This is a genomic window from Salinivibrio sp. ML198, assembly GCF_001996015.1.
Taxonomy (GTDB): domain Bacteria; phylum Pseudomonadota; class Gammaproteobacteria; order Enterobacterales; family Vibrionaceae; genus Salinivibrio; species Salinivibrio siamensis.
This window is the reverse complement of sequence record NZ_MUEZ01000003.1, coordinates 186,856-211,776: the sequence shown is the minus strand read 5'-3', so window position 1 is coordinate 211,776 and position 24,921 is coordinate 186,856. Positions and strand designations below refer to the sequence as shown.

The 24,921-nt window shown below is 50.5% G+C and carries 21 protein-coding genes, 1 tRNA gene and 1 other RNA gene; 15 read left to right on the top strand and 8 right to left on the bottom strand.

From position 1 onward, the window contains the following. Positions 1–85: transfer RNA gene (locus BZG25_RS03435), tRNA-Tyr, on the bottom strand. Between the two features lie 286 nt (positions 86–371). On the opposite strand from BZG25_RS03435, the gene BZG25_RS03430 reads away from it, so the two are divergent. After that, positions 372–1,493 (top strand): efflux RND transporter periplasmic adaptor subunit, encoded by a 1,122-nt coding sequence (locus BZG25_RS03430; RefSeq protein WP_077638525.1) that lies wholly within the window; start codon positions 372–374, stop codon positions 1,491–1,493. Further along, complete coding sequence (locus tag BZG25_RS03425; RefSeq protein ID WP_077578543.1) at positions 1,493–4,642, top strand: multidrug efflux RND transporter permease subunit; 3,150 nt, start codon at positions 1,493–1,495, stop codon at positions 4,640–4,642. Before BZG25_RS03430 ends, BZG25_RS03425 begins: the two co-directional genes overlap by 1 nt. An 82-nt stretch (positions 4,643–4,724) precedes the next feature. Here BZG25_RS03425 and queC read toward each other — a convergent pair whose 3' ends face one another. Together queC and BZG25_RS03415 are read right to left on the bottom strand one after the other, a co-directional pair. Then, a complete protein-coding gene (gene queC / locus BZG25_RS03420) occupies positions 4,725–5,420 on the bottom strand; it encodes a 7-cyano-7-deazaguanine synthase QueC (protein ID WP_077578542.1) in 696 nt (231 codons plus the stop codon). Positions 5,421–5,600: 180 nt separating this feature from the next. Further along, positions 5,601–6,032, bottom strand: coding sequence for a thioesterase family protein (locus tag BZG25_RS03415; protein WP_241828641.1), 432 nt, complete (start codon positions 6,030–6,032; stop codon positions 5,601–5,603). A gap of 244 nt (positions 6,033–6,276) precedes the next feature. Between BZG25_RS03415 and dbpA the strand changes: the two genes are divergently transcribed. Further along, a complete protein-coding gene (gene dbpA / locus BZG25_RS03410) occupies positions 6,277–7,659 on the top strand; it encodes an ATP-dependent RNA helicase DbpA (protein ID WP_108743407.1) in 1,383 nt (460 codons plus the stop codon). Positions 7,660–7,782: 123 nt separating this feature from the next. Further along, positions 7,783–8,277, top strand: coding sequence for a DUF1003 domain-containing protein (locus BZG25_RS03405; RefSeq protein ID WP_077578540.1), 495 nt, complete (start codon positions 7,783–7,785; stop codon positions 8,275–8,277). Positions 8,278–8,302: 25 nt separating this feature from the next. Here BZG25_RS03405 and BZG25_RS03400 read toward each other — a convergent pair whose 3' ends face one another. The 3 genes from BZG25_RS03400 to BZG25_RS03390 are packed head-to-tail and all read right to left on the bottom strand — an operon-like array spanning position 8,303 to position 11,380. Further along, a complete protein-coding gene (locus BZG25_RS03400; RefSeq protein WP_077578539.1) occupies positions 8,303–9,847 on the bottom strand; it encodes a tripartite tricarboxylate transporter permease in 1,545 nt (514 codons plus the stop codon). 3 nt (positions 9,848–9,850) lie between these two features. Continuing rightward, on the bottom strand, positions 9,851–10,381 hold the full coding sequence (locus BZG25_RS03395) for a tripartite tricarboxylate transporter TctB family protein (protein ID WP_241828640.1): 531 nt from the start codon (positions 10,379–10,381) through the stop codon (positions 9,851–9,853). 21 nt (positions 10,382–10,402) lie between these two features. After that, positions 10,403–11,380 (bottom strand): tripartite tricarboxylate transporter substrate binding protein, encoded by a 978-nt coding sequence (locus BZG25_RS03390; RefSeq protein ID WP_077578537.1) that lies wholly within the window; start codon positions 11,378–11,380, stop codon positions 10,403–10,405. A 194-nt stretch (positions 11,381–11,574) separates the two neighbouring features. On the opposite strand from BZG25_RS03390, the gene BZG25_RS03385 reads away from it, so the two are divergent. Continuing rightward, positions 11,575–13,248: a sensor histidine kinase gene (locus BZG25_RS03385; RefSeq protein WP_077578536.1), complete on the top strand. Its 1,674-nt coding sequence runs from the start codon at positions 11,575–11,577 to the stop codon at positions 13,246–13,248. Continuing rightward, positions 13,245–13,934, top strand: a complete 690-nt coding sequence (locus BZG25_RS03380; RefSeq protein ID WP_074213090.1) for a response regulator — start codon at positions 13,245–13,247, stop codon at positions 13,932–13,934. The genes BZG25_RS03385 and BZG25_RS03380 overlap by 4 nt, the downstream gene beginning before the upstream one ends. A gap of 14 nt (positions 13,935–13,948) precedes the next feature. Here the strand turns inward: BZG25_RS03380 and BZG25_RS03375 are convergent, their stop codons facing one another. After that, entirely contained in the window at positions 13,949–15,010 is a 1,062-nt protein-coding gene (locus tag BZG25_RS03375; protein WP_198531470.1) for a PLP-dependent cysteine synthase family protein, read from the bottom strand. Between the two features lie 133 nt (positions 15,011–15,143). Here BZG25_RS03375 and BZG25_RS03370 point away from each other — a divergent pair, with 133 nt between their 5' ends. From BZG25_RS03370 to BZG25_RS03360, 3 genes are read left to right on the top strand one after another with little or no spacing between them, the layout of a single operon-like run. Then, positions 15,144–15,611: an Lrp/AsnC family transcriptional regulator gene (locus BZG25_RS03370; RefSeq protein ID WP_077578534.1), complete on the top strand. Its 468-nt coding sequence runs from the start codon at positions 15,144–15,146 to the stop codon at positions 15,609–15,611. A gap of 42 nt (positions 15,612–15,653) precedes the next feature. Further along, positions 15,654–17,414 (top strand): ABC transporter transmembrane domain-containing protein, encoded by a 1,761-nt coding sequence (locus BZG25_RS03365; protein WP_077578533.1) that lies wholly within the window; start codon positions 15,654–15,656, stop codon positions 17,412–17,414. Further along, positions 17,407–19,167 (top strand): ABC transporter transmembrane domain-containing protein, encoded by a 1,761-nt coding sequence (locus BZG25_RS03360; protein WP_077578532.1) that lies wholly within the window; start codon positions 17,407–17,409, stop codon positions 19,165–19,167. Before BZG25_RS03365 ends, BZG25_RS03360 begins: the two co-directional genes overlap by 8 nt. An 89-nt stretch (positions 19,168–19,256) precedes the next feature. On the opposite strand, the gene tesB is transcribed toward BZG25_RS03360, so the two are convergent. Next, positions 19,257–20,120 (bottom strand): acyl-CoA thioesterase II, encoded by an 864-nt coding sequence (tesB, locus tag BZG25_RS03355; protein ID WP_046073853.1) that lies wholly within the window; start codon positions 20,118–20,120, stop codon positions 19,257–19,259. Positions 20,121–20,219: 99 nt separating this feature from the next. Between tesB and BZG25_RS03350 the strand changes: the two genes are divergently transcribed. The 6 genes from BZG25_RS03350 (at position 20,220) to BZG25_RS03325 (ending at position 24,750) form a co-directional block, all read left to right on the top strand. Next, a complete protein-coding gene (locus BZG25_RS03350) occupies positions 20,220–20,639 on the top strand; it encodes a YbaY family lipoprotein (RefSeq protein ID WP_046073620.1) in 420 nt (139 codons plus the stop codon). 39 nt (positions 20,640–20,678) lie between these two features. Then, positions 20,679–21,410, top strand: coding sequence for a hypothetical protein (locus BZG25_RS03345; protein ID WP_077578531.1), 732 nt, complete (start codon positions 20,679–20,681; stop codon positions 21,408–21,410). 122 nt (positions 21,411–21,532) lie between these two features. Further along, positions 21,533–21,629, top strand: an RNA gene (ffs, locus tag BZG25_RS03340) — signal recognition particle sRNA small type. Between the two features lie 171 nt (positions 21,630–21,800). Then, positions 21,801–23,219 (top strand): DUF3404 domain-containing protein, encoded by a 1,419-nt coding sequence (locus tag BZG25_RS03335; protein WP_077578530.1) that lies wholly within the window; start codon positions 21,801–21,803, stop codon positions 23,217–23,219. Further along, a complete protein-coding gene (locus tag BZG25_RS03330; RefSeq protein ID WP_077578529.1) occupies positions 23,216–23,860 on the top strand; it encodes a response regulator transcription factor in 645 nt (214 codons plus the stop codon). Before BZG25_RS03335 ends, BZG25_RS03330 begins: the two co-directional genes overlap by 4 nt. After that, positions 23,857–24,750: a DUF2861 family protein gene (locus BZG25_RS03325; RefSeq protein WP_077578528.1), complete on the top strand. Its 894-nt coding sequence runs from the start codon at positions 23,857–23,859 to the stop codon at positions 24,748–24,750. The genes BZG25_RS03330 and BZG25_RS03325 overlap by 4 nt, the downstream gene beginning before the upstream one ends. Positions 24,751–24,921 lie beyond the last annotated feature (171 nt).

Sequence of the window (24,921 nt, the reverse complement as noted above, 5' to 3'; positions counted from 1 at the left end):
TGGTGGTGGAGGAAGGATTCGAACCTTCGAAGGCTGAGCCGTCAGATTTACAGTCTGATCCCTTTGACCGCTCGGGAACTCCACCACGGGAACGAGGCGAATCTTACCAAACCGACTGGAGCTGTAAAGGGTTTTCTCTGTCCCGATTAGTGGTTGGTGCTTTTTTCAGCGTCTTGCGTGCGAAAAACGGTGTAAGTGAGCTTTTTTGATGTTTTTTGAAACCTGGCTGTCCTTACACAGTCTTACCTCTGTCTCGCTTTATCGCACAATCCTATGTAATAACGATAAAAAACAGTGTCTTTACAATTCTTTAAGGACAAAAACATGCAGATCAGTACACTGGTGCTATCCAACATATAAGGTACATGGCAATGAAAAAGTGGATGCTATTGGGCGTCGTGGTATTGGCGGGCGTCGCGTTCTGGAAGTGGGGCGATATCCAGCCCTCGAGCGAGGAGGCCTCTGCGCCACCACCGGGGGCACGATCTGTGGATGTGATGACGGCACAAGTGGAAACCAAACCGGTTGCGCCGTCGTTGTCATTGGTGGGCAATGTTAAAGCCCATCAGCAGATTGATATTGAGTCAGAAGTCTCGGCGCGCATTGAAACTGTGCATGTAAAACCGGGCGAGACGGTTGAAAAAGGGGCGCCTTTGGTGACCTTTAATCGCGCCAAAGCCCAAGCGGCGGTGTTGGAAGCGTCGGCTTATCTCAATGATGAGCAGCGCAAGCTAAAGGAGTACACCAAGCTGGCGCAACGTGGTGCCTTAACACAAACCGAGTTGGATGCGCAGCAAGCCAGTGTCAATATTGCCAAGGCCCGTTTGCAATCGGCGCAATCTGATTTAGATGATCATCGTTTAATCGCGCCTTTTTCCGGTCGCATTGGTTTGTTTGATTTAAGCGTCGGCCAGCGCGTGGATGTGGGCGAAACGCTTTTTAGTCTCGACAACCTGTCACGCATGAACCTTGATATTCAGGTGCCAGAGCAATACGTCGGACTGCTTTATCCCAATATGCCAGTGGCGGTCACGTCGCAAGCGTATCCCGATGATGCCTTTACCGGCACGGTGAGCGTGGTGGACTCTCGGGTGGATAAAGACGCGCTATCAGTCAGTGTTCGTGTGGCGCTGGATAACCCTGAACGCCAATTGCAGCCCGGCATGCTGATGGAGGCGAAACTGACCTTGCCGGAGCAGCAAGCGGTGATTGTGCCTGTGCAAGCTCTGCAGTATTCCGGTACGCGTCGCTATGTCTTCCGCGTTGATGGCGAAGGCATTGCCCATCGTACTGAAATTACCCTTGGTGCGCGGATTGATAACCAAGTGGTGGTGAGTAAAGGACTTGAACCCGGTCAGCACATTGTGGTGCAAGGTTTGGTGAATATGCGCGATGGGGCGCAAGTGTCTGTATTAAATGCGGAAGCACCGAAAAATCCAGAAGATGACCAAAGCCGTATCGATGATACCGTGTCTGAGACGGAGGCCAGCTAATGTGGTTGTCTGATGTCTCAGTGAAACGGCCAGTGATGGCGATCGTATTGAGCTTGTTGTTATGTGTCTTTGGCGCGGTTTCTTTCTCGACCTTGTCCGTGCGTGAGATGCCTGATATCGATAGCCCGGTGGTGAGTATTTACACCGGCTATTCTGGCGCCTCGGCCAGCATTATGGAAAGCCAAGTCACGCAGTTGATTGAGGATGAGCTTTCCGGCATTAGCGGCATTGAAGAGATCACCTCGGTCAGCCGCAATGGCTCATCACGGATCACGGTGGAATTTAAACTCGATCACCCTCTGACCGAGGGGGTGAGTGATGTGCGTGATGCCGTGGCGCGCGCGCAAGGGGGACTGCCTGATGATGCCAACGATCCGATTGTGTACAAAGACAACGGCACTGGCGAAGCGGCGGTTTATATCAACTTGGCCTCGTCAGAGATGGACCGCAACCAACTGACGGAATACGCCCAACGTACGCTGGAAGATAGATTCAGCTTGATCTCTGGGGTGAGCTCGGTCGATTTATACGGCGCGCTGTATAAAGTGATGTATGTGAAGCTGGATCCCACCCAAATGGCGGGGCACGGTGTCACCACCCAAGATATTCTTGATGCATTGCGGGATGAAAACTTAGAAAGCCCGGGCGGGGAAATCCGCAATGACGTGATGACCATGCCAGTGCGTAGCGATCGTTTATATCGTGACGCAGAGGATTTTAAACAACTGGTGGTACGCACCACGGCGAATGGCACCGCGATTTATTTGTCGGATGTGGCGGAGGTGGCCATTGGCTCACGGAACGAAGATGCCACCTATAAAAACAATGGTATCAATAATTTAAGTTTGGCGCTGATCCCACAATCCGATGCCAATCCGCTCGATATTTCTGACCGCGCTCATAAGCTTGTCGATGAGATGCAGACCTTCCTGCCCGAAGGTACGCGTCTTTGGGTGGATTACGATACTACGGTATTTATTGAGCGCTCGATTGAGGAAGTGTATAGCACCCTCTTTATCACTGGGGCGCTGGTGGTATTAGTCCTGTATATCTTTATCGGCCAAGCGCGCGCCACCTTGATCCCAGCAGTGACTGTGCCGGTATCCTTGATATCCGCCTTTATCGTTGCCTCAGCGATGGGCTTTTCGATTAACTTGCTGACCTTAATGGCGCTTATTCTCGCGATAGGCCTCGTGGTGGATGATGCCATTGTGGTGGTCGAAAATATCTTCCACCACTTACAACAAGGCGATAAACCCTTGGTGGCCGCTTACCGTGGCGCACGGGAGGTGGGTTTTGCAGTGATCGCCACCACCGCAGTGTTGGTGATGGTGTTCCTCCCCATTACCTACATGGATGGCATGATTGGTAAGTTGTTCACCGAGTTTGCAGTGATGCTCGCCGTCACCGTGCTCTGTTCGTCCTTAATAGCGTTGACGCTTACGCCGGTGCTTGGCAGTAAACTGCTGCGCTTAAATGTGGCATCTAGTCCTGTGAACCGCGTGATCACCCGTGGGTTTGATGTGCTTGAAAGTTACTATCGCCGAGTATTGGCACATGTCCTGCGTTGGCGTTGGATTGCGCCTGTGGTTATCTTGCTCTGTATTGGCGGCAGTGGCGTGCTGATGCAACACTTACCGTCGCAATTAGTGCCACAAGAAGATCGCGGGGTGCTGCTGGCGTTTGTCCGTGGTGCGGAAGGCACGGCGTACAACCGTATGGTGGGCAATATCGAGCAAATTGAGCAGCGCTTAATGCCCTTGGTCGAGGCGGGGACCCTGAGCTCGGTCAGCTTACAAACGCCAGCGTTTGGTGGTCGGGCCGGCGATCAAACGGGCTTCGTGATCATGCTATTGCCGGATTGGGATGAGCGCGACCGCTCCGCACAAGATATCTTGGCGGAAGTCCGGCAGGTGTTAAATGGTGTGCCAGATGTGCAAGTGTTCCCGTTTGCGCCTGGTTTTGGGGGTGGCAGTTCAGAGCCCGTGCAATTTGTGTTAAGTGGTCCAGACTATCCTGAGCTTCACCGCTGGGCGGAGAAATTGGGCGAAATGGGCCGCGAGGCGGCCATGATTGACAGCCCCGATTATGACTACAACCAAAATACCCCTGAGCTAGTGGTCAAAGTAGATCGTCGTCGCGCCGCTGAACTTGGGATTTCGGTGCGGGATGTCTCCGATACTTTAGAGGTGATGCTCGGTGGCCGGGCCCAGACCAGCTATGTGGATCGCGGTGAAGAATACGATGTGTATGTACGCGGCGATGAACAGGCCTTTAGTAGCAAAGGGGATCTTACCCGTATTTATATGCGTAGCCGCAGCGGCAAGTTGGTTTCGCTGGATGCAGTGACCACGGTGGAAGAAACAGCGTCCGCGCAGCGTTTAAGCCATACCAACAAGCAAAAGTCGATCACCTTATCGGCGCATTTAGGCGAGGATGTGACACTGGGTCAAGCGCTTGATTATCTCGATCAAATCGCGGCTGAGAACTTGCCGGCCGATATCTCGGTGGGCTATTCAGGGGAGTCGAAAGATTTTCGTGACAACCAAACCAGTGTGCTGGTGGTGTTCGGTTTAGCGCTCTTGGTTTCGTACTTGGTGTTAGCGGCGCAATTTGAAAGCTTTATCAACCCCTTGGTGGTGATGTTGACGGTGCCCATGGGGATGCTAGGCGGCTTTTTAGGCCTGTGGCTGACCAACCAAGGGATCAATATCTACAGCCAAATTGGTTTGATTATGCTGATTGGGATGGTGACCAAAAACGGTATTTTGATCGTGGAGTTTGCCAACCAATTGCGTGACCGTGGCATTGCATTTGATAAAGCGATTATCGATGCGTCAGTCCGTCGCTTGCGACCGATTTTGATGACGGCGTTTACCACCTTGGCAGGGATGATCCCACTGATCCTCTCCACTGGCGCGGGGGCGGAAAGTCGTATCGCGGTTGGGACGGTGATCTTCACCGGCATGGCCTTTGCGACCTTTGTCACCTTGCTGGTGATCCCGGCGATGTATCGCTTGCTCTCCGTTCATACTCACTCGCCTGAGTATGTGGCGCAGCAATTGCACAAAGCGCTCGCGGTGGAAACTGTGCATCGGGCTAGTCATGGTGAGTTTGATACCCATCCGCATGATGAGCCGCATAAATAACTGCTGTTGTATTCTCGATACAAAAACCGCCTCATTGCGAGGCGGTTTTTTATTTCTTGTCGCTGCCTGTGAGTGCCCGCTATTAGGCGTTTTCGGCTTGTTTGCGTTGTAGTGCGGCTTGCACGTCCGCTTGGTTGGCGAGGTAGTCATCTAAGCCACGCTGACGCAAGTGACAGGCTGGACACTCGCCACAGCCAGTGCCTTTAATGCCGTTATAACAGGTTAGGGTGTGGTCGCGTACAAAATCGAGGGCATGATACTGGTCGGCCAGTGCCCAGGTCTCAGCTTTATTCAGCCACATCAATGGTGTGACTAAGGCGAGTTTTCTGTCCATGCCTTGCTCAAGGGCTTGCTGCATCGATTGAATAAAATCATTGCGACAATCAGGGTAGCCAGAAAAGTCAGTTTCGCAGACACCGGTGATCACCGCCTCAGCGCCAATTTGATAGGCGTAAATGCCTGCCAAAGTCAAAAACAAGATATTACGACCCGGCACAAAGGAATTGGGCAGGCCGTTTTCGTTCAGTGCATTGGAAACGGGAATGTTGTCGCGTGTGAGCGAGCTAATCGCCAATTCATTGAGCAAACCAGCATCCAGTACCTTGTGCGCACTGACGTTGCGGTTTGCAGCAATCTCACGGGCAACGTCAATTTCTTGCTTGTGGCGCTGGTTATAGTCGAACGTGAGGCAATGCACTTCGTCGTACTCTGCCTGCGCTTGAATCAAACAGGTGGTTGAATCCTGTCCTCCGCTAAATACCACAACGGCTTTTTTCATCGGTTTGTCCTTTGGCGGTGCTACTTACCCAGTGTTACACAGAGCACGGATGGTACCCCTGTGTGGTATCGACAGCAAGCCAGAAGCTCTTGAGTCATCATGATGCCAAAGAACAAATGTCCAAATGGATCAACGGCTGACTGCGCGTCAGGCAACGCGCAGTGCTTGTCTCTATGCTTACTATTTCGCCACAAAGGCTTTTAACCCTTCGAGCGTCTCGGCTGGGATAGGGCAGCTTTTACCGGTTTTAAAATCGCAATAGACAATCAAGGCCTCGCCCTCGGCCACACAGCGTTCTTGATTGTGACTGTAGATTTCATACTTCATCGCATAGCGCTTTTCTTGAATATTCTCGACCCAAGCCACGGTGGTGATGGTATCTGGATACACCAAAGGGGCGCGATAATCGCAGCGGGTTGAGGCGACCACGGGGCCTAAGTGCAGCCGTTTGGCTAGCTCGAATACTTCCAGTTTTTCAAGCATCACCACACGTACATCTTCAAAGTAGCGAAAGTACACGGTGTTATTGATGTGTTGCAGGGCATCCATGTCGTTCCAGACAATCGCCTGCGTATGAGAGAGCGGGTAGTTTTCTACTGGGATATTTGCCACAAGACAATCCTCCTTAATTGTGTGCCTTGATTGCACACCAAGCACAATGACAAGACAAGCCGCGTAAAGGTAAATACGGAGCTTGGTCTAACAATGACGCAACAAAACACATGAGGCGACAAAGCGATTATCAAGTGTGTGGCGCTAATTGGTTAATGTGGCAGCAATCAGACTCTGGTATGATACGCCCCCTTTTTGGCCGTGCTTGGGCGCGGCATGATTTACTTTTGCTGTGGATACGACTTTGATTGATACCGCTTTTTCCTCGCTCGCGTTACCTGCTGATTTACTCGATAACTTGGCAACCTTGGGTTATACGCAGATGACGCCCATTCAGGCGCAGAGTTTACCGTCTGTGCTCAGTGGCAAAGACATTATTGCCCAAGCTAAAACTGGCTCGGGGAAAACGGCGGCATTTAGCTTAGGTGTGTTAGCCAAACTGAACGTGAAACGCTTTCGCGTGCAATCTTTGGTGTTGTGCCCAACCCGTGAGCTGGCCGAGCAAGTGGCGGTTGAGATGCGTAAGTTGGCGCGTGGTCGCCATAATGTCAAAGTGCTGACGCTGTGTGGCGGTGTATCGATTGGCCCACAAATTGGCTCATTGGAGCATGGTGCACACATTATTGTTGGCACTCCAGGGCGTGTGGATGACCATTTACGCAAAGGCACCTTGCGCCTTGATGATGTTGAGACCTTGGTGTTGGATGAAGCCGATCAGATGCTGGATATGGGCTTCCAAGATACCTTGGATGCCATCATTGCGCGTGTTCCTGCTCATCGCCAAACCTTGTTATTTAGCGCCACTTTCCCGCGTTCGATCAATGCGATTGCCCAGCGAGTGCTGAGCCACCCTGTCTCCGTTAAAGTGGATGAGGTGCAAACGCAAAGTACAATCACGCAACACGTTTATAAAGTCGATGACAACAAGCAGCGTTACCAAGCGTTAAAGCTACTGTTATTACATTTTCAGCCGCAAAGTTGTGTGGTGTTCTGTACGACCAAAGCTCAAACACAACAAGTTTGCGATAACCTAGAAGATGATGGTTTTAGCGCCGTTGCCTTGCATGGCGATATTGAACAGCGTGGCCGTGAGCGCACCTTGGTAAAATTTGCCAACAAAAGTGCGTCCGTGCTGGTGGCCACTGATGTGGCTGCGCGAGGCTTAGACATTGATGACATGGATATGGTGATCAACTATCAACTCGCCCACGATCCGCAAACTCATGTACACCGTGTCGGCCGTACCGGTCGCGCTGGCAAAAAAGGGGTGGCGTGTTCGCTATATAACGATGCCGAGCACTATAAGCTGGCGATGATTGGCGATCAATATGATCGTGATTTTCTCCCCGAAGCCCTGCCGTCGCAGCATTTGCTCGACACTGCGCCTTACCAGCCTGAGATGGCAACCTTGATGATTGACTCGGGTAAAAAGCAAAAAGTACGCGCGGGTGATATTTTAGGTGCGCTGACTGGCCAAGCGGGCATTGATGGTAAGCAGGTCGGCAAAATTAATGTACTCGACAATGTGGCGTTTATTGCCGTGTCACAATCTTGCGTTAAAGCCGCATTACGTAAACTCAATGATGGAAAAGTTAAAGGTCGCACTATTCGTGCCCGCCGGATTTAGTTTGCATGATAAAGGATACTCTGTTTGCTAAGCCTCTAAGTTAATCTACTCTATTTCAATGGCTTAATGATAAAGTCTGCACGATACCTTGTTGGTGTCGTGCACGTTAGCATGGAGTGACAGATGAAAAAGTATTTTGAGAACTTAGCCAAAGCCTTGCTCGGCCAGCCGTTTGGTAGTCTTAGCTCGGGAGAAAAGAAAGTTATTGAGAGTATTGCTAACAACACGTCTGTCTCTGAGAACGTCAACAAGTCCTTTCATGAAAGCCTGACCACCGGGCAAATGGTGGCGGATAAAATTGCCTCATTTGGCGGTTCTTGGTCATTTATCGGGCTTTTCTTCGCATTCATCATTGGCTGGATTGTCGTGAATACGGTTTGGTTAGTGGGAGACGCATCATTCGATCCCTATCCCTTTATTTTACTGAACCTTGGGTTATCTAGTCTGGCGGCTTTCCAAGCACCGATCATCATGATGTCGCAAAACCGCCAAGCGGCAAAAGACAGGATGGAGCAAAAAGCCACCTACGAGATCAATCTAAAACTCGAGCTTGAACTAATGCGCCTGCACGACAAGTTTGATGCCCTGCAGACGCGGATAGATAAAGATACGGACTAGCGTATTAATACTTTTGTGCGTTTTATCAATCTGTCGCGTGCTCGGTCGCTTGGGTTGAACTGCTTTTCTTACCTCGTTTTTTATCCCAGACGGCGATAAAGCCAGGCAGTAACAAAGCGAGTACCGCTAACAGCATGATGGTAAGTGTTAGTGGCCTTTCCCATAGGAATGCATAGCTACCATCCGTCAGTGTCAGTGTACGGCTAAGATTTTTCTCCAATATATCGCCTAGAATAAACCCTAAAAGCATGGGAGCCATTGGAAAGTCTAGCAGTTTCAAAAAGGTGGCGATGATGGTGATGACGACCATCATTTGGATATCGAAGGCATTAAAACTGACCAGATAAACGCCCGTGATGGAGAAAAACAATATCAATGGGATTAAAATGGGGCGTGGGATCACCAACAGACGAGAGATGTAAGGGATCAGCGGTAGGTTGAGAATTAACAAAACCAGATTACCGAAGTACATCGAGATAATCACGGACCAGAACACATCAGGATTGTCGATAAAAAGGCGTGGACCGGGTTGAATGCCATAAGCGATTAGTGCCCCGAGCATAATGGCGGTCGTGCCAGAGCCCGGAATACCAAGCGTAAGTAGAGGAACAAAGGATCCTGTCGAGGCGGCATTGTTAGCAGACTCTGGGGCGGCAAGCCCACGCAACGCTCCGCGCCCAAATCTTTCTTTAAGTGCCTTAGGCGCAAAGTTTCTTTCCATGCCATAGCTTAAAAAGGCGGCGATCGTTGCGCCTGCGCCGGGTAATACGCCAACAAGAAAGCCAAAAAATGATGAGCGACCGACGGTCGGGGCGACGTGTTTTATTTCTTCTTTGCTTAGCTTCATGCTGCCGAGTGAGGTCATATCGATCTGCGCGTCTTTTTCTTTGTGCTCCCCCCTCAGCACTGTCATCACAACTTCCGTTAATGCAAAGGTTGCCATTGCTAGTAATAAGAAGCTGATACCATCAATTAAATCGACATTTCCAAAGGTAAATCGTGGGCTGCCTGACATCACATCAATGCCAACTGTCGCGATCATCAGGCCAAAGACAGTCATCATCATGGCTTTAAGCACGCGCCCTTTACCGGAAAATGCAGCCACAGCCGTGAGTCCCAGCACCATAAGTGCAAAGTAGTCACTGGATTGAAAACTCAAAGATACTTTTGCTAGCGCAGGCGCGGCAAAGAGTAAGATGATGGCGCCGATCGTGCCACCGGTGAAAGAGGAATAGGCGGCAAGCGCCAAGGCTTTTCCAGCTTGTTTTTGTTGCGCCAATGGATAACCGTCAAACGCGGTCACAACGGTACTGGCACATCCCGGAGCGTTGATAAGAATGGAGGAAGTCGATCCGCCAAAAACGGCACCGTAGTAAACGCCAGCCATCAGAATAATACCCGATGATGGGTCGAGCCCGTATGTGATCGGGATCATTAGGGCAATCGCTGAAATGGGGCCGAGTCCGGGTAACATCCCTATAAAGGTGCCGGCAAAGCAGCCAACAATTACCATGAGTAAGTTGAAGGGCATGATAGCAGTACCAAGCCCAGACATAATTCCATCAAACATCGCTTACCCTCCTTGTGCTAGGCGAAAAAGTTGACCAGGAGCTAGATAGATATCGAGCATTTGGGTCAATAAAAACCAGAAGCTGATAGCAAAAGGGACTGAGGCCAAGAGAATAACTTTGGGGCGCCGCTCACCAAGCAACCAATAACCGCCAGCAAGAAACAGCGCGGTGGATACCAAAAAACCGACCCATTTCAGTGCAAGCGAAAACGCGACCATCAATAATAAAAGTTTGCCCATAAGCCAAAAATCGTAGCCGGCTAATGAAAGCGTTGAGTGTCGACTTTTTGTGGCGGTGAGCAACTGTAGTAGCGCGAGCACACTCCCTAATACGGCTAGAAAGTTGGGGAGGGTGCGGGCATGAAAGGGCTGAAACTCATCGCCAGGAATAAGCGCTATTTGATTAGCGTAATAACCGTAAGCAAGCGAAAAGCTCAGAAATATTAGGCCGCCGATATGGTCTTTGGTTATCGTCATTGGAGCTCCCTCTCTAGATGAACCAATAAAATGGAGAAGCAGCGCGCCAAGAAGCATGGCGACGCTGCGGTAAGGCGATTACATGAAACCAAGCTCAGTCATCAAGGCGCCGATTTCTTTTTCTTGTTGTTCAAGAAAGTGCATGAATTCGTCGCCAGGCTTATAGATTTCGGTCCAGCCGTATCGATCGCGCACGGATTTCCATTCAGGTGTGTCATACATCTCACCCAGTACTTGTGCATACTCTTTCGCACGTGCTTGACTGATTTCTGGGGAGCCAAAAAAGCCACGCCAGTTGACAAACGTCGCGTCGTAGCCCAGCTCTTTGAGGGTAGGCACATTGGGTGCAACGGGAGAGCGCTCTTCCCCTGTCATCGCGAGGATACGAACTTCACCTGCTGCTGCAAGCGTCAACGCTTCACTTAAACCGGTTGAGAGCACCTGAGTTTCGCCTGATAGCAACCCTGCCATGGCTTTACCTCCGGCATCGTAGGCGAGGTATTTGACTTGTCGTGGGTCGCCGCCACCTGCTTTAAATGCGAGCGCTGCCACTAAATGATCCATACTGCCGCGCGCTGACCCACCGGCAACAGAAACGGAACGAGGATCGTTGTTGTATTGCTCCACAAGATCGGTAAAGCTTTGGTATTTTGAGTCTTTGGGTACAACGAACGCAGCATAATCACCAATAGTGGCCGCTACTGGGGTCAAATCACGAAACGATTGCGGAAAAACTTTGGCAAGAGAGCGGATCACAATCGGTGTGGAGTTAACCATTAACGTGTCGGTAGATTGCTCAGCGGTTTGGATCAGGTACGCAATGGCCTTACCTCCGCCACCGCCGGACATGTTCTCGTACGAAACCTGTTCGACAAGCTCAGATTTAGAAAGTACTTCCCCGACGCCACGTGCTGTGCTGTCCCAACCACCACCCGCGCCGCCTGGTACTAGAAAATGAATGTTGTCGACGCTCGCTTGGACGTTAATGCTTAGCGCGGCTGCTATCACACCTGCGACGATGGCTGTTGATTTACCTTTTCGATATTGCTTGAACATTGTGCTTCCTCATGTATTGATTGCTTCCTCATGAGGACTCTAATGCTGTTGTTGAGCATTTCATATATTGTAAAAATAATGTGAATAAAAAATGTTTTGGTGGTTTTGTTCATATTGTTCACTGCAATAAAAACATAACGCAGATAAACTAACAGAACATGAGAATGCTTGGGTGAAAGGAGCTCGCCACCACAATGCGTCAGTTTCTCTCATTGCGTCGCTTGAAGCTAAAGCAGCGCATGGTATTGATTTTAGGTGTGATTGCCATCCTACAAACAGGGACGCTTGGCTACTTTGCTATCAATTACCTCGATAGAGTCCTTAATGAGCAAATTGGTCAGCAAGCGATGCGGGTCGCGATGACGATCGCGGCGATGCCTGATGTGGTTGAAGCCGTATCAAAAGAGAACTCAACATTTTTGCAACCTTTAAGTGTTGCTCTCGCACGTTCGGCTCAAGCACGGTTTGTCGTGTTTGGCAATGAGGTGGGGATTCGGCTTGCTCACCCTTTACCTGATCGTTTAGGGAAATCGATGGCCGATGATGACGGAGATACCAATGCCCCTGCGCTGATTCATGGTCAAGCGTACATTGCGCAAGCCGAGGGAAGTGTGGGTTGGTCTGTGCGCGGGAAAGCGCCTATTTTCAGTCCTGACGGGAAATCGATTATCGGCATTGTCTCGGTGGGGTACTTACTAGACACTGTTGATGCAATCGTCATACATCACTCCAGTACAATGTTCTTCGCCATCCTCGCAGCCTTTATCTTTAGTGTTATTACCGCGATCTTATTCGCTAATCATTTTCGTCGAGCGATTTTCAATCTCGAGCCTGAGCAAATTGCGCGTCTGTTTCAGGAGCGTAATGTGACATTAGAAACTGTTCGCGAAGGGATTGTTGCGATTAACCAATCTGGATATATCACGACATTCAATCGTGCAGCCATAAAGACGCTAGCGCTGCCAGAAGACCAACTCTACATTGGTCGTCATATTACGGATGTATTACCCGATACCGGAATGGAAACTGTCCTGGCGGAGGGAGAGCCTGATTTTGATCAAGAGATTTGGCTTCATCATCACAATCTTATTGTTAACCGGATTCCATTGCGGCAAAACGGTCTCATCACGGGGGTCGTGTCTAGCTTTAGGTTGAAAGACGAGGTGGATTTGGTAAGCCGTAAGCTAACGCGAATCAAACAGTATGCGGAGTCCTTGCGCAGCCAAGCACATGAGTACAACAACAAATTACATACTCTTGCTGGACTGATCCACATGGGGGCGACAAATGAGGCGTTGCGAATGATCGGCCAGGAAACCTCAGGCCACCAATCCTTTATTCAACGGGTGATGCAGGTCACTTCAGATAGCATTCTGGCGGGATGCCTGTTGGGTAAATATAATCGAGCAAGAGAGTTAGGTTTACGATTAACCGTTGATAAAGAAAGCCATATGCAGGACTTGCCAGAGGCTTTGCCGCGTGAGCAGCTGGTCAGTATTTTAGGTAACCTCGTTGATAACGCCCTAGAAGCAACGCTGGATCATTATGGTCCCGATGGCCAAGTCACACTGAGTTTTTCTGACTACGGTAAAGAGCTTATTTTCGAAGTGAATGATCAGGGGGCAGGTCTATCTCACCAACAAGCAGAGGCGATATTCACGCGTGGTTACACAACAAAAGAGACCGATGGTCATGGCATTGGCTTGGATTTAGTTCAGCGTCAAGTTGCACACCTAGGTGGTATCGTAACAGTTGAGCCGAATATGCGTGATAAGCAAGGTAGATTATCAGGAAGCCGCTTTACGGTTTATATACCTAGAGCTAAATGGCAAGAGCTCGATCAACATCCATATCAGGACAACACATGACAGAATTAATCAGTATTGTCATTGCAGAAGACGATCCGAAAATTGCAGAGATTCAGCGTCGCTTTATCGATAAAATCGAAGGGTTTGATGTAGTGGGAATTGCCCATGACTTGGATGATGCAAGAGACTTGCTTGATGTATTTCGACCTCAATTACTGCTTCTCGACAATCAGTTCCCCAAGGGCACAGGTCTGGAGTTACTGAGGGAATTGCGCGCCAAGAGTGCGCATACAGATGTGATATTGGTGACGGCAGCTAAGGAGGTAGAGACTCTTCGCACTGCCATGCACAACGGTATATTTGATTATATTTTAAAGCCCGTTGTTTTCGAGCGATTAAAAACGTCGTTAAACCAATATTCTACGCATGTTCAAAAGCTTGCAAATATGGATTCACTCATTCAAAGCCAAGTTGATGGCCTACTGGCGTCGGGCGTAAAGGAGAAGAGCGAACCTTATTCACCGCGACTACCAAAAGGCATAGACGCGATTACACTGAATAAAATTCGTGAGGTTTTAAATGCTCCCACGATAGCGCTAAATGCCGAGCAGGTTGGGCAGCAAATTGGCGCGAGCCGAACAACAGCGCGTCGTTACTTGGAATATATGGTCGGAAGAGATGAGCTTTGCGCTGAGGTGGCTTATGGTAGCGTCGGTCGCCCGGAGCGTCGCTACCACAAACCATAAGGCTGTTGTGCCTTTTACCCCAACACCGTCTGCAAATCGTGGGTTGCTTGGTCGAGATCCCCAATGTGCTCGCGCACCCAATCAGGGTTGTAATAGGTGTCTAGGTAGCGCTCGCCGCTGTCACACAGCAAGGTGACAATAGAGCCTTTCTCGCCGTTGGCGCGCATTTCATTCGCCAACATCAAGACACCGTACAGGTTGGTACCGGTGGACGCGCCGGCTTTGCGGCCAAGTTGGCTTTCTAGCCAGTGAATGGTGGCGATACTGTGAGTGTCCGGCACTGTGGTCATTCTATCAATCACGCCGGGAATAAAGCTGGGCTCGACACGTGGCCGTCCAATCCCTTCAATGCGACTGCTTTTATCGGTGGTCAGTGCGCTGTCGCCAGTGAGGTAGTAATCGTGAAACACCGAATGTTCAGCATCGGCCACCATCAGCTGAGTCGGTTGGCAGCGATAGCGAATGTAGCGGCCAATGGTCGCTGAGGTGCCACCGGTGCCCGGGCTCATCACAATCCAGCGAGGGATCGGAAAGCGCTCGTACTGCATTTGATCAAATATGCGGTTGGCAATGTTGTTATTGCTACGCCAATCGGTCGCGCGCTCGGCATAGGTAAATTGGTCCATGTAATGGCCGTTTAGCTCTTTAGCAAGGCGGCGAGACTCGGCATAGATCTGATCTGACCGCTCGACAAAGTGCGCTTCGCCGCCATAAAAACGAATTTGCTCAATCTTCTTACATGCAGTGTTTTTAGGCACTACGGCAATAAAACGTAAGCCAAGCAGACGGGCAAAATACGCTTCGGAAATGGCAGTACTGCCAGATGAGCTTTCAATGATGGTGGTGTGCTCATCAATCCAACCATTACACAAGCCGTACAAAAACAAAGAACGCGCCAAACGGTGCTTCAAGCTGCCGGTTGGGTGAGTGCTTTCGTCTTTCAGATAGATATCAATGTCTGCAAAGCTGGGGAGATCGAGCTTAATTAAGTGGGTATCTGCAGAGCGTTTAAAGTCGGCTTCAATGAGGCGAATCGCGTTACCGACCCAAGTATGGCAAGGCTGTGGGGTTGTCATCATGCGTCTCCGAATACGTAATTAGCACCAGTTTACGTAAAGAGCGGGATAAAAACCTTGCTATTTTTGCTCTATAATGCCATTAAAAGAGAAAAAAAAACTCCCTTATAGCACTTAATGGAAATAATTTTTTATGGCTATCACTTTAGATGAGATAGATCGCACTTTACTCGCGGCGCTGCAGGAAGATGCTAACTGGTCTGTGGCTGCGTTGGCCGAACGGGTGAATTTAACCACCACCCCCTGTTGGAAGCGACTGAAACGGCTGGAATCACAAGGGGTGATCCGCGGGCGGGTGGCGTTGCTTGACCCCGAAACGGTTGGCCTCGCATTTACCGCTTTCGTTCACATTAAAACCAATGATCACAGTGAGCAGTGGTACAAGACCTTTACCGAGGTGGTGACCGAGTTCCCTGAGGTGATGGAATTCTACCGTATGGCGGGAGAATATGATTACATGATGAAGGTGCAGGTGGCTGATATGACTCGATTTGATCATTTTTATAAAAAGCTGGTCAATTCTGTGCCAAGTCTGAATAATGTGACATCAACATTCGCCATGGAAGCGCTTAAGTACACCACCGCCTTACCGATCCGATAGGTCGTTGTGATGATAAAAAGGCGGGGATAAAAAGGAGACCTCATGAAGGTGTTTTGGCAGTTAGGCTGGTTTTTTAAACGTGAATGGCGTCGGTATGTCGGCGCCATGATTATTTTAGTATTTGTCTCTGTCTTCGAGCTGATCCCGCCGATGGCCGTGGGCCATGTGGTTGATGGCGTGGTCGCGGGCGAGATTTCCACTGAGCTACTGATGTGGCTACTCGCGGGCATGCTAGCCATTTGGGTGGTGGTGTATGTTCTACGCATCGTTTGGCGAGTCTGGCTATTTGGTGCCGCGGCTGAGCTGGGCACTGTGCTGCGCAATCGGCTTTATGATCACTTTACCCGTCAATCCCCGCATTTTTTCCGTCGCTATCCGAGTGGCGATATCATGGCGCGTTCCACCAATGATGTGAAAGCAGTGGTAATGACGGCCGGTGAAGGGGTCCTGACTGCCGGGGATTCCATTATCACAGGCGTTGCTGTGCTCATTGTGATGGTGAGCCAAATTAGCTGGCAGCTCACACTCTTAGCCCTGTTACCGATGCCGGTAATGGCAGTACTGGTTAATCGCTTTGGTCGCCGTTTGCACCATACCTTTACTGAATCGCAAGCGGCGTTTTCTGAGCTGTCAGAGGTGAGTCAGTCCTCACTGTCGGCGGTGCGTATGGTACGTGCATTCGGCTTAGAGCAGCACCAGATGAATCAGTTTAATCAAGTTGCCGATCGTACCGGGGAGAAAAACCTCGCGGTGGCACGGGTTGATGCGCTGTTTTCGCCGGTGATCCAAGGCACCATTGGCGCTTCGTTTTTCCTAACCGTGTCTGGCGGTGGCTACATGGTCGCCACTGGTGATATTTCGCTTGGGGATCTTACCGCATTTACCTTGTATCAAGGTTTGATGATTTGGCCGATGCTCGCAGTGGCGTGGCTATTTAATATTATTGAGCGTGGGCGCGCCGCTTGGACGCGGATAGATGCGTTGCTGCAAGAGCAGCCGGACATTGTTGGTGGTGACACGCCGCTGCCTGACACCATGCAGCCATTAGCACTGACCATTGAGCAGTTTAAGTGGCAACCGGATGACAGTTTTGCCCTCAAAGATATCCATGTGACGCTTCCGCCTGGGGCCATGCTGGGGATTGCCGGTCCAGTCGGCAGTGGTAAATCAACCTTATTGCAATTGCTACTTCATCTGACCCAGCTTGAAAAGGGCGATATTCGCTATGGTGATGTGTCGATAGCGGAGGCTGACTTGTCGTCATGGCGACAACGTTTCGCGGTAGTGACGCAAACGCCGTTTTTGTTTTCGCGCTCGATTGCGGAAAACATCGCCCTTGGTCGTCCTGATGCGACCCAAGCGGAAATCGAACAGGCGGCGACACTTGCCTGCATTGATGAGGACATCCGTCAGCTGCCGCACGGGTATGAAACCGCAGTCGGTGAAAAAGGGATCACCTTATCTGGCGGTCAAAAGCAGCGTATTTCCATTGCCCGCGCTTTGTTGGTGGAAGCGGAGTGCTTGATTTTGGATGATGCCTTGTCAGCCGTTGATGGTGACACCGAGCACCGTATTTTGCAGAACCTGCAACAGCATCAGCACACCCGTACCACGATTGTGATAGCCCACCGCTTATCGGCACTCGAAAACGCCGATGAAATTGTGGTACTCAGCCACGGGCAAATCCGAGAGCGTGGCCAGCATCGCCAATTGATTCAACAGCCAGGATGGTATCAAGAAATGCACCAATATCAGCAGCTGGAAGCGGCATTGGAAGCCGATGAGGAGCCGCGTCATGACTAAGCGAGAGATCTTATTTCGATTGCTAAGCTACATGCGCCGCGACAGGCGTCAATTTGTGATTGCCACGGTTTTCTTGCTGGTGGCGGCTGTGGCCGAAGTGACGGGGCCTTATTTGGTGCAAATCTTTCTCGATAATTATGTCGCCAAAGATCATTATCCGGCGGTGATCATGTGGGCACTGGCGGTGGGTTATATCGTATCGACCATTGTCTCCGCGGGCTTTCAGTATCAGTACGAGCTGCGTTTTAACACCATGGCGGTGGCCATCATTCAACGTATTCGTAAAGCGGTGTTCGCCAACGTGATTAAACAGCCTCTTTCAGCCTTTGATTACGTGCCAATGGGGCGGATTGTATCGCGCTTGACCAATGACACCGAGTCGTTGAAAGAGCTGTATGTGTCGGTGCTTTCTACCTTTTTACGTAACATCGCACTGATTGGTGTGATGCTGGTGGCGATGCTAATGCTCAGTGTGCAACTGACAATGGTGGTGCTGGTGCTACTGCCGTGTGTGGTACTGGTGATGGCGCGCTATCAAAAACGTTCAGCGCCTGCGTATCGTCGGGCACGAGATCGGCTAGCAGACATCAACGGGGTGATGAACGAATCTGTGCTCGGCATGAATTTGATCCAGCTAATGCAGCAAGAGCGGGCGTTCTCCTCGCGATTCAGTGATATGACTGCGGATCACCTAGATGCCATGGTGACTATTCAACGCCTGAACGGGATCTATCTTCGCCCTTTGATTGATTTATTGGCAGGGGCAGCGTTGCTGTCTTTGGTGGCTATCTTCGGTTTTAGCGGCACGGCAGTGATTGGGGTTGGGGTGCTGTACGCCTTTTTAAGCTACTTGGGGCGGATCACCGAGCCATTGATTGAAATGATGCAGCAACTGTCACTGCTTCAGCAGGCTATCTCGGCCGGTGAGCGGCTTTTCGAAATGATGGATACGCCGCCTGAGCAATATGGTCATGACACCACGCCGATCCCTGATGGTGCTATCGCACTGCAGAATGTGTCGTTTTCCTATGATGGCGAAACACCGGTGTTGTCAGACGTGAATGTAGACGTCCCTGCGGGCGGCTTTCTGGCGTTGGTGGGACATACGGGCAGCGGTAAATCAACTTTGGCGTCGTTACTGATGGGATTTTATCGCGCAGGTGAGGGGACGCTGACGCTGGGTGGATTACCGATCGAAAGCTTGAGTCATCAAAGCTTGCGTGAGGGCGTTGCCATGGTGCAACAAGATCCGCACATGCTGACGGGGAGTTTGCGAGAAAACATCGCGCTGGGGCAGACGCTGGACGATGAAAAAATCTGGCATGCGCTCGAACAAGTGGCGCTGGCAGATTACGTGAAAGGGTTGCCAGCGGGGCTGGATACCTTACTTGGCGAGGGCGGGATGACCTTTTCTGCCGGTCAGCGCCAGCTGTTGGCTCTGGCGCGCGTGTTGGTGCGTCAGCCGAAAATTCTGATCCTTGATGAAGCCACCGCCAATATCGACTCTGGTACCGAAGAGCTTGTGCAACAGGCGCTGAATCGGTTACGCCAACAGATGACAGTGGTGGTGATTGCGCACCGCTTATCGACCATTGCCGAGGCCGATAACATCCTCGTCTTGCATCGTGGCCGCGTGATTGAGCAAGGGCGTCATCAAAGCCTGCTGCGTCAGCAAGGCCGCTATTGGCAGATGTATCAACTCCAGCAAGCCAGCGCGCATTTAGCCGCACTAGAGGAAGAGGCGCAGGTGTAGCGGCTCAGTCAGGAGTGAAGCAATCAAAAAGGGGCGCGATGCCCCTTTTTCGTGTTGCTCTGATTCGCTCAGGTTCGATACGTTGATGGTTAGGAGAGTTTACGCATCAAGCCTTCTTGGGTCGCTGAAGCAACAAGATCGCCTTGCTGATTAAAAAGTTCGCCGCGCACAAAGCCACGCGCACCACTGGCGGAGGGGCTTTCAATCGCAAACAGTAGCCACTCATCCATTCTAAACGGGCGGTGGAACCACATGGAGTGATCAATGGTGGCCACTTTCATGCCCGGCGTAAGTAGCGTCACTGCATGAGGCTGCAAGGCCGTGACCAAAAAGCCCCAATCGGCGGCATAGCCGAGTAAATACTGATGGACATGAAAATCGTCGCCGACTTCACCATTGGCGCGGATCCACAGATATTGCTTAGCCGGCGCGGAATGGGGTTTAAGTGGGTTGATCACTGTGGCAGGTCGCACTTCAATCGGCTTGTCACCCCCAAAGGCTTTGACCACATTAGGGGGAAGCTTGTGAGCGATATCATTGACAAGTGACTGCTCAGAGCGCAAGGTCTCGGGCGCTGGCACGTCTGTCGGCATGGTGTTTTGATGCTCAAAGCTTTCTTCCTCTTCTTGATAAGAGGCGGTGAGATAAAAAATCGGTTTGCCGTACTGCACGGCTTTTATTCGCCGTGTGCTGAAACTTTTTCCGTCTCTGAGTATCTCAACATCATAGATGATCGGCTGCTCAGGATCGCCTGGGCGCAGAAAATAGCTATGGAATGAATGCAAAAAGCGATCAGGGTCAACCGAGGTTTTGGAGGCCGATAAGGCCTGTCCAATCACTTGCCCACCATACACTTGGGGGAGTCCAAGGTTCTCACTTTGACCGCGGTACAGGCCAGTGTCTAGTCGCTCAAGCTCTAGCAGCTGTAAGAGTTCTTTCAGTGGTTGGCTCATAAGTCCTTGATTCATGCTATGCTTCCATTGTTATTGTTCAAGCTATCATAACCTTAGCGTTTTTGCCGCATTTGAACGTGCTTCAGTGAGGATTCTTTAATGAAGAAACTAACGTTTCTATTGTTCGCCTTATTCACTGCTTTGGTGTTTACTGCTTGTTCTGGAAATAGCCAACCTAATGATTTAGCAAATGTTTCTGGTAGCTTGGTGTATCGAGAACGCCTTGCGTTGCCCGAAAATGCCAGTGTGACAGTGCGCTTGGTAGAGATTAAAAACATCGATGCGCCAGGCAAAGTGATCAGTCGACAGTCTTTCGTGACGGAGGGGCAACAAGCGCCTCTGCATTTTTCCCTCAACTATGATCCGAGCCAAATTACGACGACGCACGATTATGTGATCACCGCCCAGATCGATGTGAGTGATCGGCCTCTGTTTATTACCAATACGGTCAATAAAGTGATCACGGATACGAATCATACCTATGATCCAACGCTAACACTGGTGCGTGCGGGGCATTGATCGCTACACTGGTGAGAGATATCCGCACAAGGAGTGTGCATGCGAATCTCACTGTTTCTCTGGCCCGTGTTGGTGCTGACGGTTATCGCTGTCGCGGGGATTAGCGCCACGTTTTCCCTGAATAGTCTAGCGATTGGCGCGTCTGCTTTATTCTTTTTCTATCCAGATAAATTCGCGAGTTGGTGCTTAGCGCTAGCGATGGCGATTTTTGCCTTTACCTTGCCACATCTCCCTGCGCTGTTAGCCGCGAGCACGCTATTGCTTTTGCCGGCTTTGTCTCTCTGGTTCAATCCCGACCGACATCCACACGTCAAGCTATTACTCGGTGCGGTGATGGTTGCCATGTTCGCGGGGATGATGGCTTTGCAATCTGAAGCTAAATTGGGTGGCTCACCGAGTACTCTCGCGCTGCAAACGCTAGCACTCGTGGGGTTATGGCTTGCGATCAGATATTGGCCAGGTTACCAGCCTCCCCATCGCGGGGCCTGGCTGTTACTGCCTGTATTAGTGGCGGTGAGTGGCTGGCCTGCTGCGTTATGGAGTGCGACAACGGTGATGATTATTTGGTTGTTACAGTGGGTGGGATTCACACCACAATTTGCTCGCTCACGTCACCTTGCCTTGCATCTTATCCCGAGTATTCCGTTTTTGGTGATTACGTGGATTACTCCTGGACAACTCACGCTGTCGCTATTGGTCGCGTGGGCCACCATGCTTGCGGCGATTTGGGTTGGTGAGTATTTGCTATTGGAAGAGCCGGACGATCAGTAGGAAAATTGCCTAGAAGATAAACAGTTAACGAATGAGGTCATGAATCCTCCTTGCATTGCATCCAGCCTTGCCACATAATGCCCCGCAGTTAAGCAAGCTTAACGACATATCGATGGAGGCCTCCTTGGTTCTCCCGCAACACTATCTTGTGTACTGGGTCAGGTCCGGAAGGAAGCAGCCCGCGCTTGGGACGTGTGTGCCGGGATGTAGCTGGGGAGGTCTCCGCCCTTTCTGCGCCATGAAAATCGCCTCATTCATCAACCACCGATACCTCTCGTTGTTTGTATGACCACATAGCGTCTTGGCCTCCTCACAATGTTGACACTCGGGTGACACAGCCCCTTACCGCTTAGCTATGATTTAATCATTAGTGCTGGTAGCGTAAGTGTGATGGTCCATAAGGGTGGCAAAGTGGTGTTTCGAGCGTTAGCAGCGTTATTGTTGGCTTTACTCAGCAGCCAAACGGTGGCCAGTGAGCTGCACACGCAACTGAAAGGGTTTTATGATAAGGCCTGGCAAACGGGCACCTTGATGGTTGCTCAGCCGGCATTAAATGCCTATCCGCAGGCTTTGTTGGTCAGTCAGTCGCAGTACCCTGATTTCGAGAATGTTAACTGGCAGGACTTAAACGCACTACACCAAGTGGTGCAAACGTGCCAGCCGACCCCCAGTATCGTGTCCCCCCTTTTGTTAGCCGCCCAGCGTTTTGAATTGGCTTTGTGCCGTGATGAGCCTATACCCATTGAGTGGTTTGAGCAAAACCCGCTACTCCATCCTGCCGGTGGAAGTTATGCTGAACGTTATGTGTCAGCGCGTGGTATCGCCACGCCGTCACCTGAACTGGTACAACGTTTTACCTTAGCCAACGAAGAGCACCCTCTACATGCTGCGCTGAATGTCCTCAGTCAGGCTGGCCGAGATGCGTTACTCAGTGGTTACCGCGCGTATTTAGATGGCGGGCGCCTGTGGCTTAACGGCGAAGAAGGATGGAAGGCGCTATCTCATGAACAATGGGCGCCAATTGCTGAACAATATCGTTTGAGTTTATCGACGAATACGACGGGGTGTGATTACCGCTATGGAAATATTTGTAATCAACTCCACCCGGCGTATCGTGGCGTGATGATTGCGGTGTTTGTAGCGGTTTTTTGTGCGCTGATAGTTGGTTTAGCGCGTAGCCTATACGATCGATACCAGCAGCGCCGTGAGCGCCAATTTATTCTCCAGTTGCTGACGCATGAGCTAAGAACACCGATCGCAAGCCTAGGTATGACGGTGGAAATGTTGCGCAGCCAGTTCGATTTGCTTGAGCCCAGCACGCAAGATGTGCTTTGGCGATTACTGGCGGATCATCAACGCTTAAGTCAGCTGACAGAGACCAGTAAGGGCTATTTAAGTACCGATAAACGTGAGCAATTTAAGTCACAAACTGCGTCCTTATCGGAGTGGCTGGATAATGTTTGCGATTGCCTAGAGGTTGACTACACCCTTGAGCAAGATAAAACACTGACGTTGCCTTTCTACTGGTTATCCATCTGCTTGAAAAACCTGATTCAAAATGCCCATCATCATGGCGGTGATCAAATTTGGATTCGTGTATGCGTGGATAAGCGCGTACGAGTTTGTGTGTATGATAACGGAATTTTTCCATCCTGGTGGCAAAGGCTGTGGCGGCGATATAAGTCGTCACCGTCAGAAAGAAACATGGGGATTGGATTGTTTTTAGTGGCGCGTTTAATGCGTCAAATGGGGGGGAAGCTAGTGATCAAGCGCCACCCAACCTGCTGTATTCTGGAGTTGCCGCAATGAGCCATCTATTGTTGATTGAAGATGACACCTTATTAGGGGAAGGCTTACGCCAGTTTTTGGAACAGCAAGGGTTTGAATGCACCTGGCTGGCCGAGAGTAATAAGGTGGATAAGCATTGGTTTCATGCCGATTTGGTGATTTTAGACCGCCAGCTCGCCGATGGCGATAGTTTAGCGCATCTGCCTCATTGGCTGTCTTTAAAAGCAGTGCCAGTGATCGTATTGACAGCCAAAATTGAGGTTGAGCAACGGGTTGAGGGCTTAATGGCCGGCGCCAAAGATTATGTGGTTAAACCCTTTTCACATCAGGAGCTCTTGGCGCGTATCTATGCCCAATTACGGCCCTTAGGAGAAAGCCAACTCGTATACGGGCAGATCAAGGTTGAACCTGGATCCCGTCATGTGTATTGGCAAGACCAGGATGTGACGCTCAAGCCTAAAGAGTTTGATTTATTGCTATTGCTGTTACAAAACCAAGGGCGGGTTTTTCATCGCGAAGAATTGCTCAATAAAATATGGGGATATCAGGCGTTTCCTACCACGCGCACGGTTGACAATCATGTGTTGCGGCTACGACAAAAGTTGCCCGGTTTAGCGATAGAGACGCATCGCGGTGTCGGGTATCGGTTGGTGGTGCTATGAACTGGTTTGGCTACCACTTACTCGTGATAGTATGCATGGTATGCAGCTTCAGCTTCAGCTTCAGTGTCCGCGCTGAGCAAGTTTGGTTTCCAAAAACACCGATGCAGGAAACCTATCAGGCACTCCTCGCAGATAGGCCCAAGGTGGCGTGGCAAGAGCTTATTTTTGCGTTATCTCAGCAGCAGATACCGACTGAGCATTGGGCGAAGATCAAGTACGCGATCATCAATCAAACGGATTGTGGCCAACAGTTAACTGAGCCCAACGGTAAAGGGATCCCTCAAGGGTTGACCATTGCCTTTGTACGACGGGCAGGCGCGTCAAGTCTTGGCTATGAAATCAAACTTTCTGCCGAGCAGGTCGAGCGTGATACTTTGCTAACCCTCACCGATCCTACCGGGCAAACGGTGCTCAATGAGATCTTGAACGCGAAAAGTGGGTATCAAGAAATTGAATCAGGGCAACTATTTACCCAAATTATTCCTGGTATTTATGAGTTAAAAATGGGTGGTCAGCATTATAGTTTGGTGGTGTATGGGCTGCCACGCCGCCCTTGGGTAAAACTGATAGGTCATCCTGATCAACAGCTCGCAATCGATTTGCCCGATACGCCTTTGAGTTGTTCGCCAGCCGCTGCACACTGGTTGTGGCTTGATGACGCCTATCGCTGGGTCGAACAAACGCCGATTTATTTGTCCGGCCGCGCAGACAACTCCCACGCGCCAACCAAGATAAAATTGCCCTCTTCATCGCTTGTTAATGCGGAGCATTTAAGCGTCACTGTCAGTCACTTTGAGTATCAAGGCGCAATAAAAGTCAACTATGTTGAGCGATTGGCGTTGCCGCTGCCCAATGCTGCCATCCGCACAGAGGCTGTTAATAGCGAATAAAGAGACATCGAGGTGACAAATGAGGGAGGACGTTAGCATTTAATAGGGCGCTGACATCAACTGGAGACAGCGCGTGAACCTATCATCTTTTTATTTTTCTTGTGTTGCATGTGGCCTGACGCTATTCAGCCTAACTGCCTACGCAGCGCCTCTCACTTTGACCCATCAAGA

Excerpts from the sequence above, each read along its gene's own strand:
- BZG25_RS03400 (WP_077578539.1), bottom strand. The coding sequence starts at position 9,847 with ATGTTTGATGGAATTATGTCTGGGCTTGGTACTGCTATCATGCCCTTC.
- BZG25_RS03360 (WP_077578532.1), top strand. The coding sequence starts at position 17,407 with ATGACTAAGCGAGAGATCTTATTTCGATTGCTAAGCTACATGCGCCGC.
- BZG25_RS03395 (WP_241828640.1), bottom strand. The coding sequence starts at position 10,381 with ATGCTTCTTGGCGCGCTGCTTCTCCATTTTATTGGTTCATCTAGAGAG.
- BZG25_RS03325 (WP_077578528.1), top strand. The coding sequence starts at position 23,857 with ATGAACTGGTTTGGCTACCACTTACTCGTGATAGTATGCATGGTATGC.
- BZG25_RS03385 (WP_077578536.1), top strand. The coding sequence starts at position 11,575 with ATGCGTCAGTTTCTCTCATTGCGTCGCTTGAAGCTAAAGCAGCGCATG.
- BZG25_RS03350 (WP_046073620.1), top strand. The coding sequence starts at position 20,220 with ATGAAGAAACTAACGTTTCTATTGTTCGCCTTATTCACTGCTTTGGTG.
- tesB (WP_046073853.1), bottom strand. The coding sequence starts at position 20,120 with ATGAGCCAACCACTGAAAGAACTCTTACAGCTGCTAGAGCTTGAGCGA.
- BZG25_RS03425 (WP_077578543.1), top strand. The coding sequence starts at position 1,493 with ATGTGGTTGTCTGATGTCTCAGTGAAACGGCCAGTGATGGCGATCGTA.
- BZG25_RS03335 (WP_077578530.1), top strand. The coding sequence starts at position 21,801 with ATGGTCCATAAGGGTGGCAAAGTGGTGTTTCGAGCGTTAGCAGCGTTA.
- BZG25_RS03375 (WP_198531470.1), bottom strand. The coding sequence starts at position 15,010 with ATGACAACCCCACAGCCTTGCCATACTTGGGTCGGTAACGCGATTCGC.
- queC (WP_077578542.1), bottom strand. The coding sequence starts at position 5,420 with ATGAAAAAAGCCGTTGTGGTATTTAGCGGAGGACAGGATTCAACCACC.
- BZG25_RS03330 (WP_077578529.1), top strand. The coding sequence starts at position 23,216 with ATGAGCCATCTATTGTTGATTGAAGATGACACCTTATTAGGGGAAGGC.
- BZG25_RS03405 (WP_077578540.1), top strand. The coding sequence starts at position 7,783 with ATGAAAAAGTATTTTGAGAACTTAGCCAAAGCCTTGCTCGGCCAGCCG.
- BZG25_RS03345 (WP_077578531.1), top strand. The coding sequence starts at position 20,679 with ATGCGAATCTCACTGTTTCTCTGGCCCGTGTTGGTGCTGACGGTTATC.
- BZG25_RS03390 (WP_077578537.1), bottom strand. The coding sequence starts at position 11,380 with ATGTTCAAGCAATATCGAAAAGGTAAATCAACAGCCATCGTCGCAGGT.
- BZG25_RS03430 (WP_077638525.1), top strand. The coding sequence starts at position 372 with ATGAAAAAGTGGATGCTATTGGGCGTCGTGGTATTGGCGGGCGTCGCG.
- BZG25_RS03365 (WP_077578533.1), top strand. The coding sequence starts at position 15,654 with ATGAAGGTGTTTTGGCAGTTAGGCTGGTTTTTTAAACGTGAATGGCGT.
- BZG25_RS03380 (WP_074213090.1), top strand. The coding sequence starts at position 13,245 with ATGACAGAATTAATCAGTATTGTCATTGCAGAAGACGATCCGAAAATT.
- BZG25_RS03370 (WP_077578534.1), top strand. The coding sequence starts at position 15,144 with ATGGCTATCACTTTAGATGAGATAGATCGCACTTTACTCGCGGCGCTG.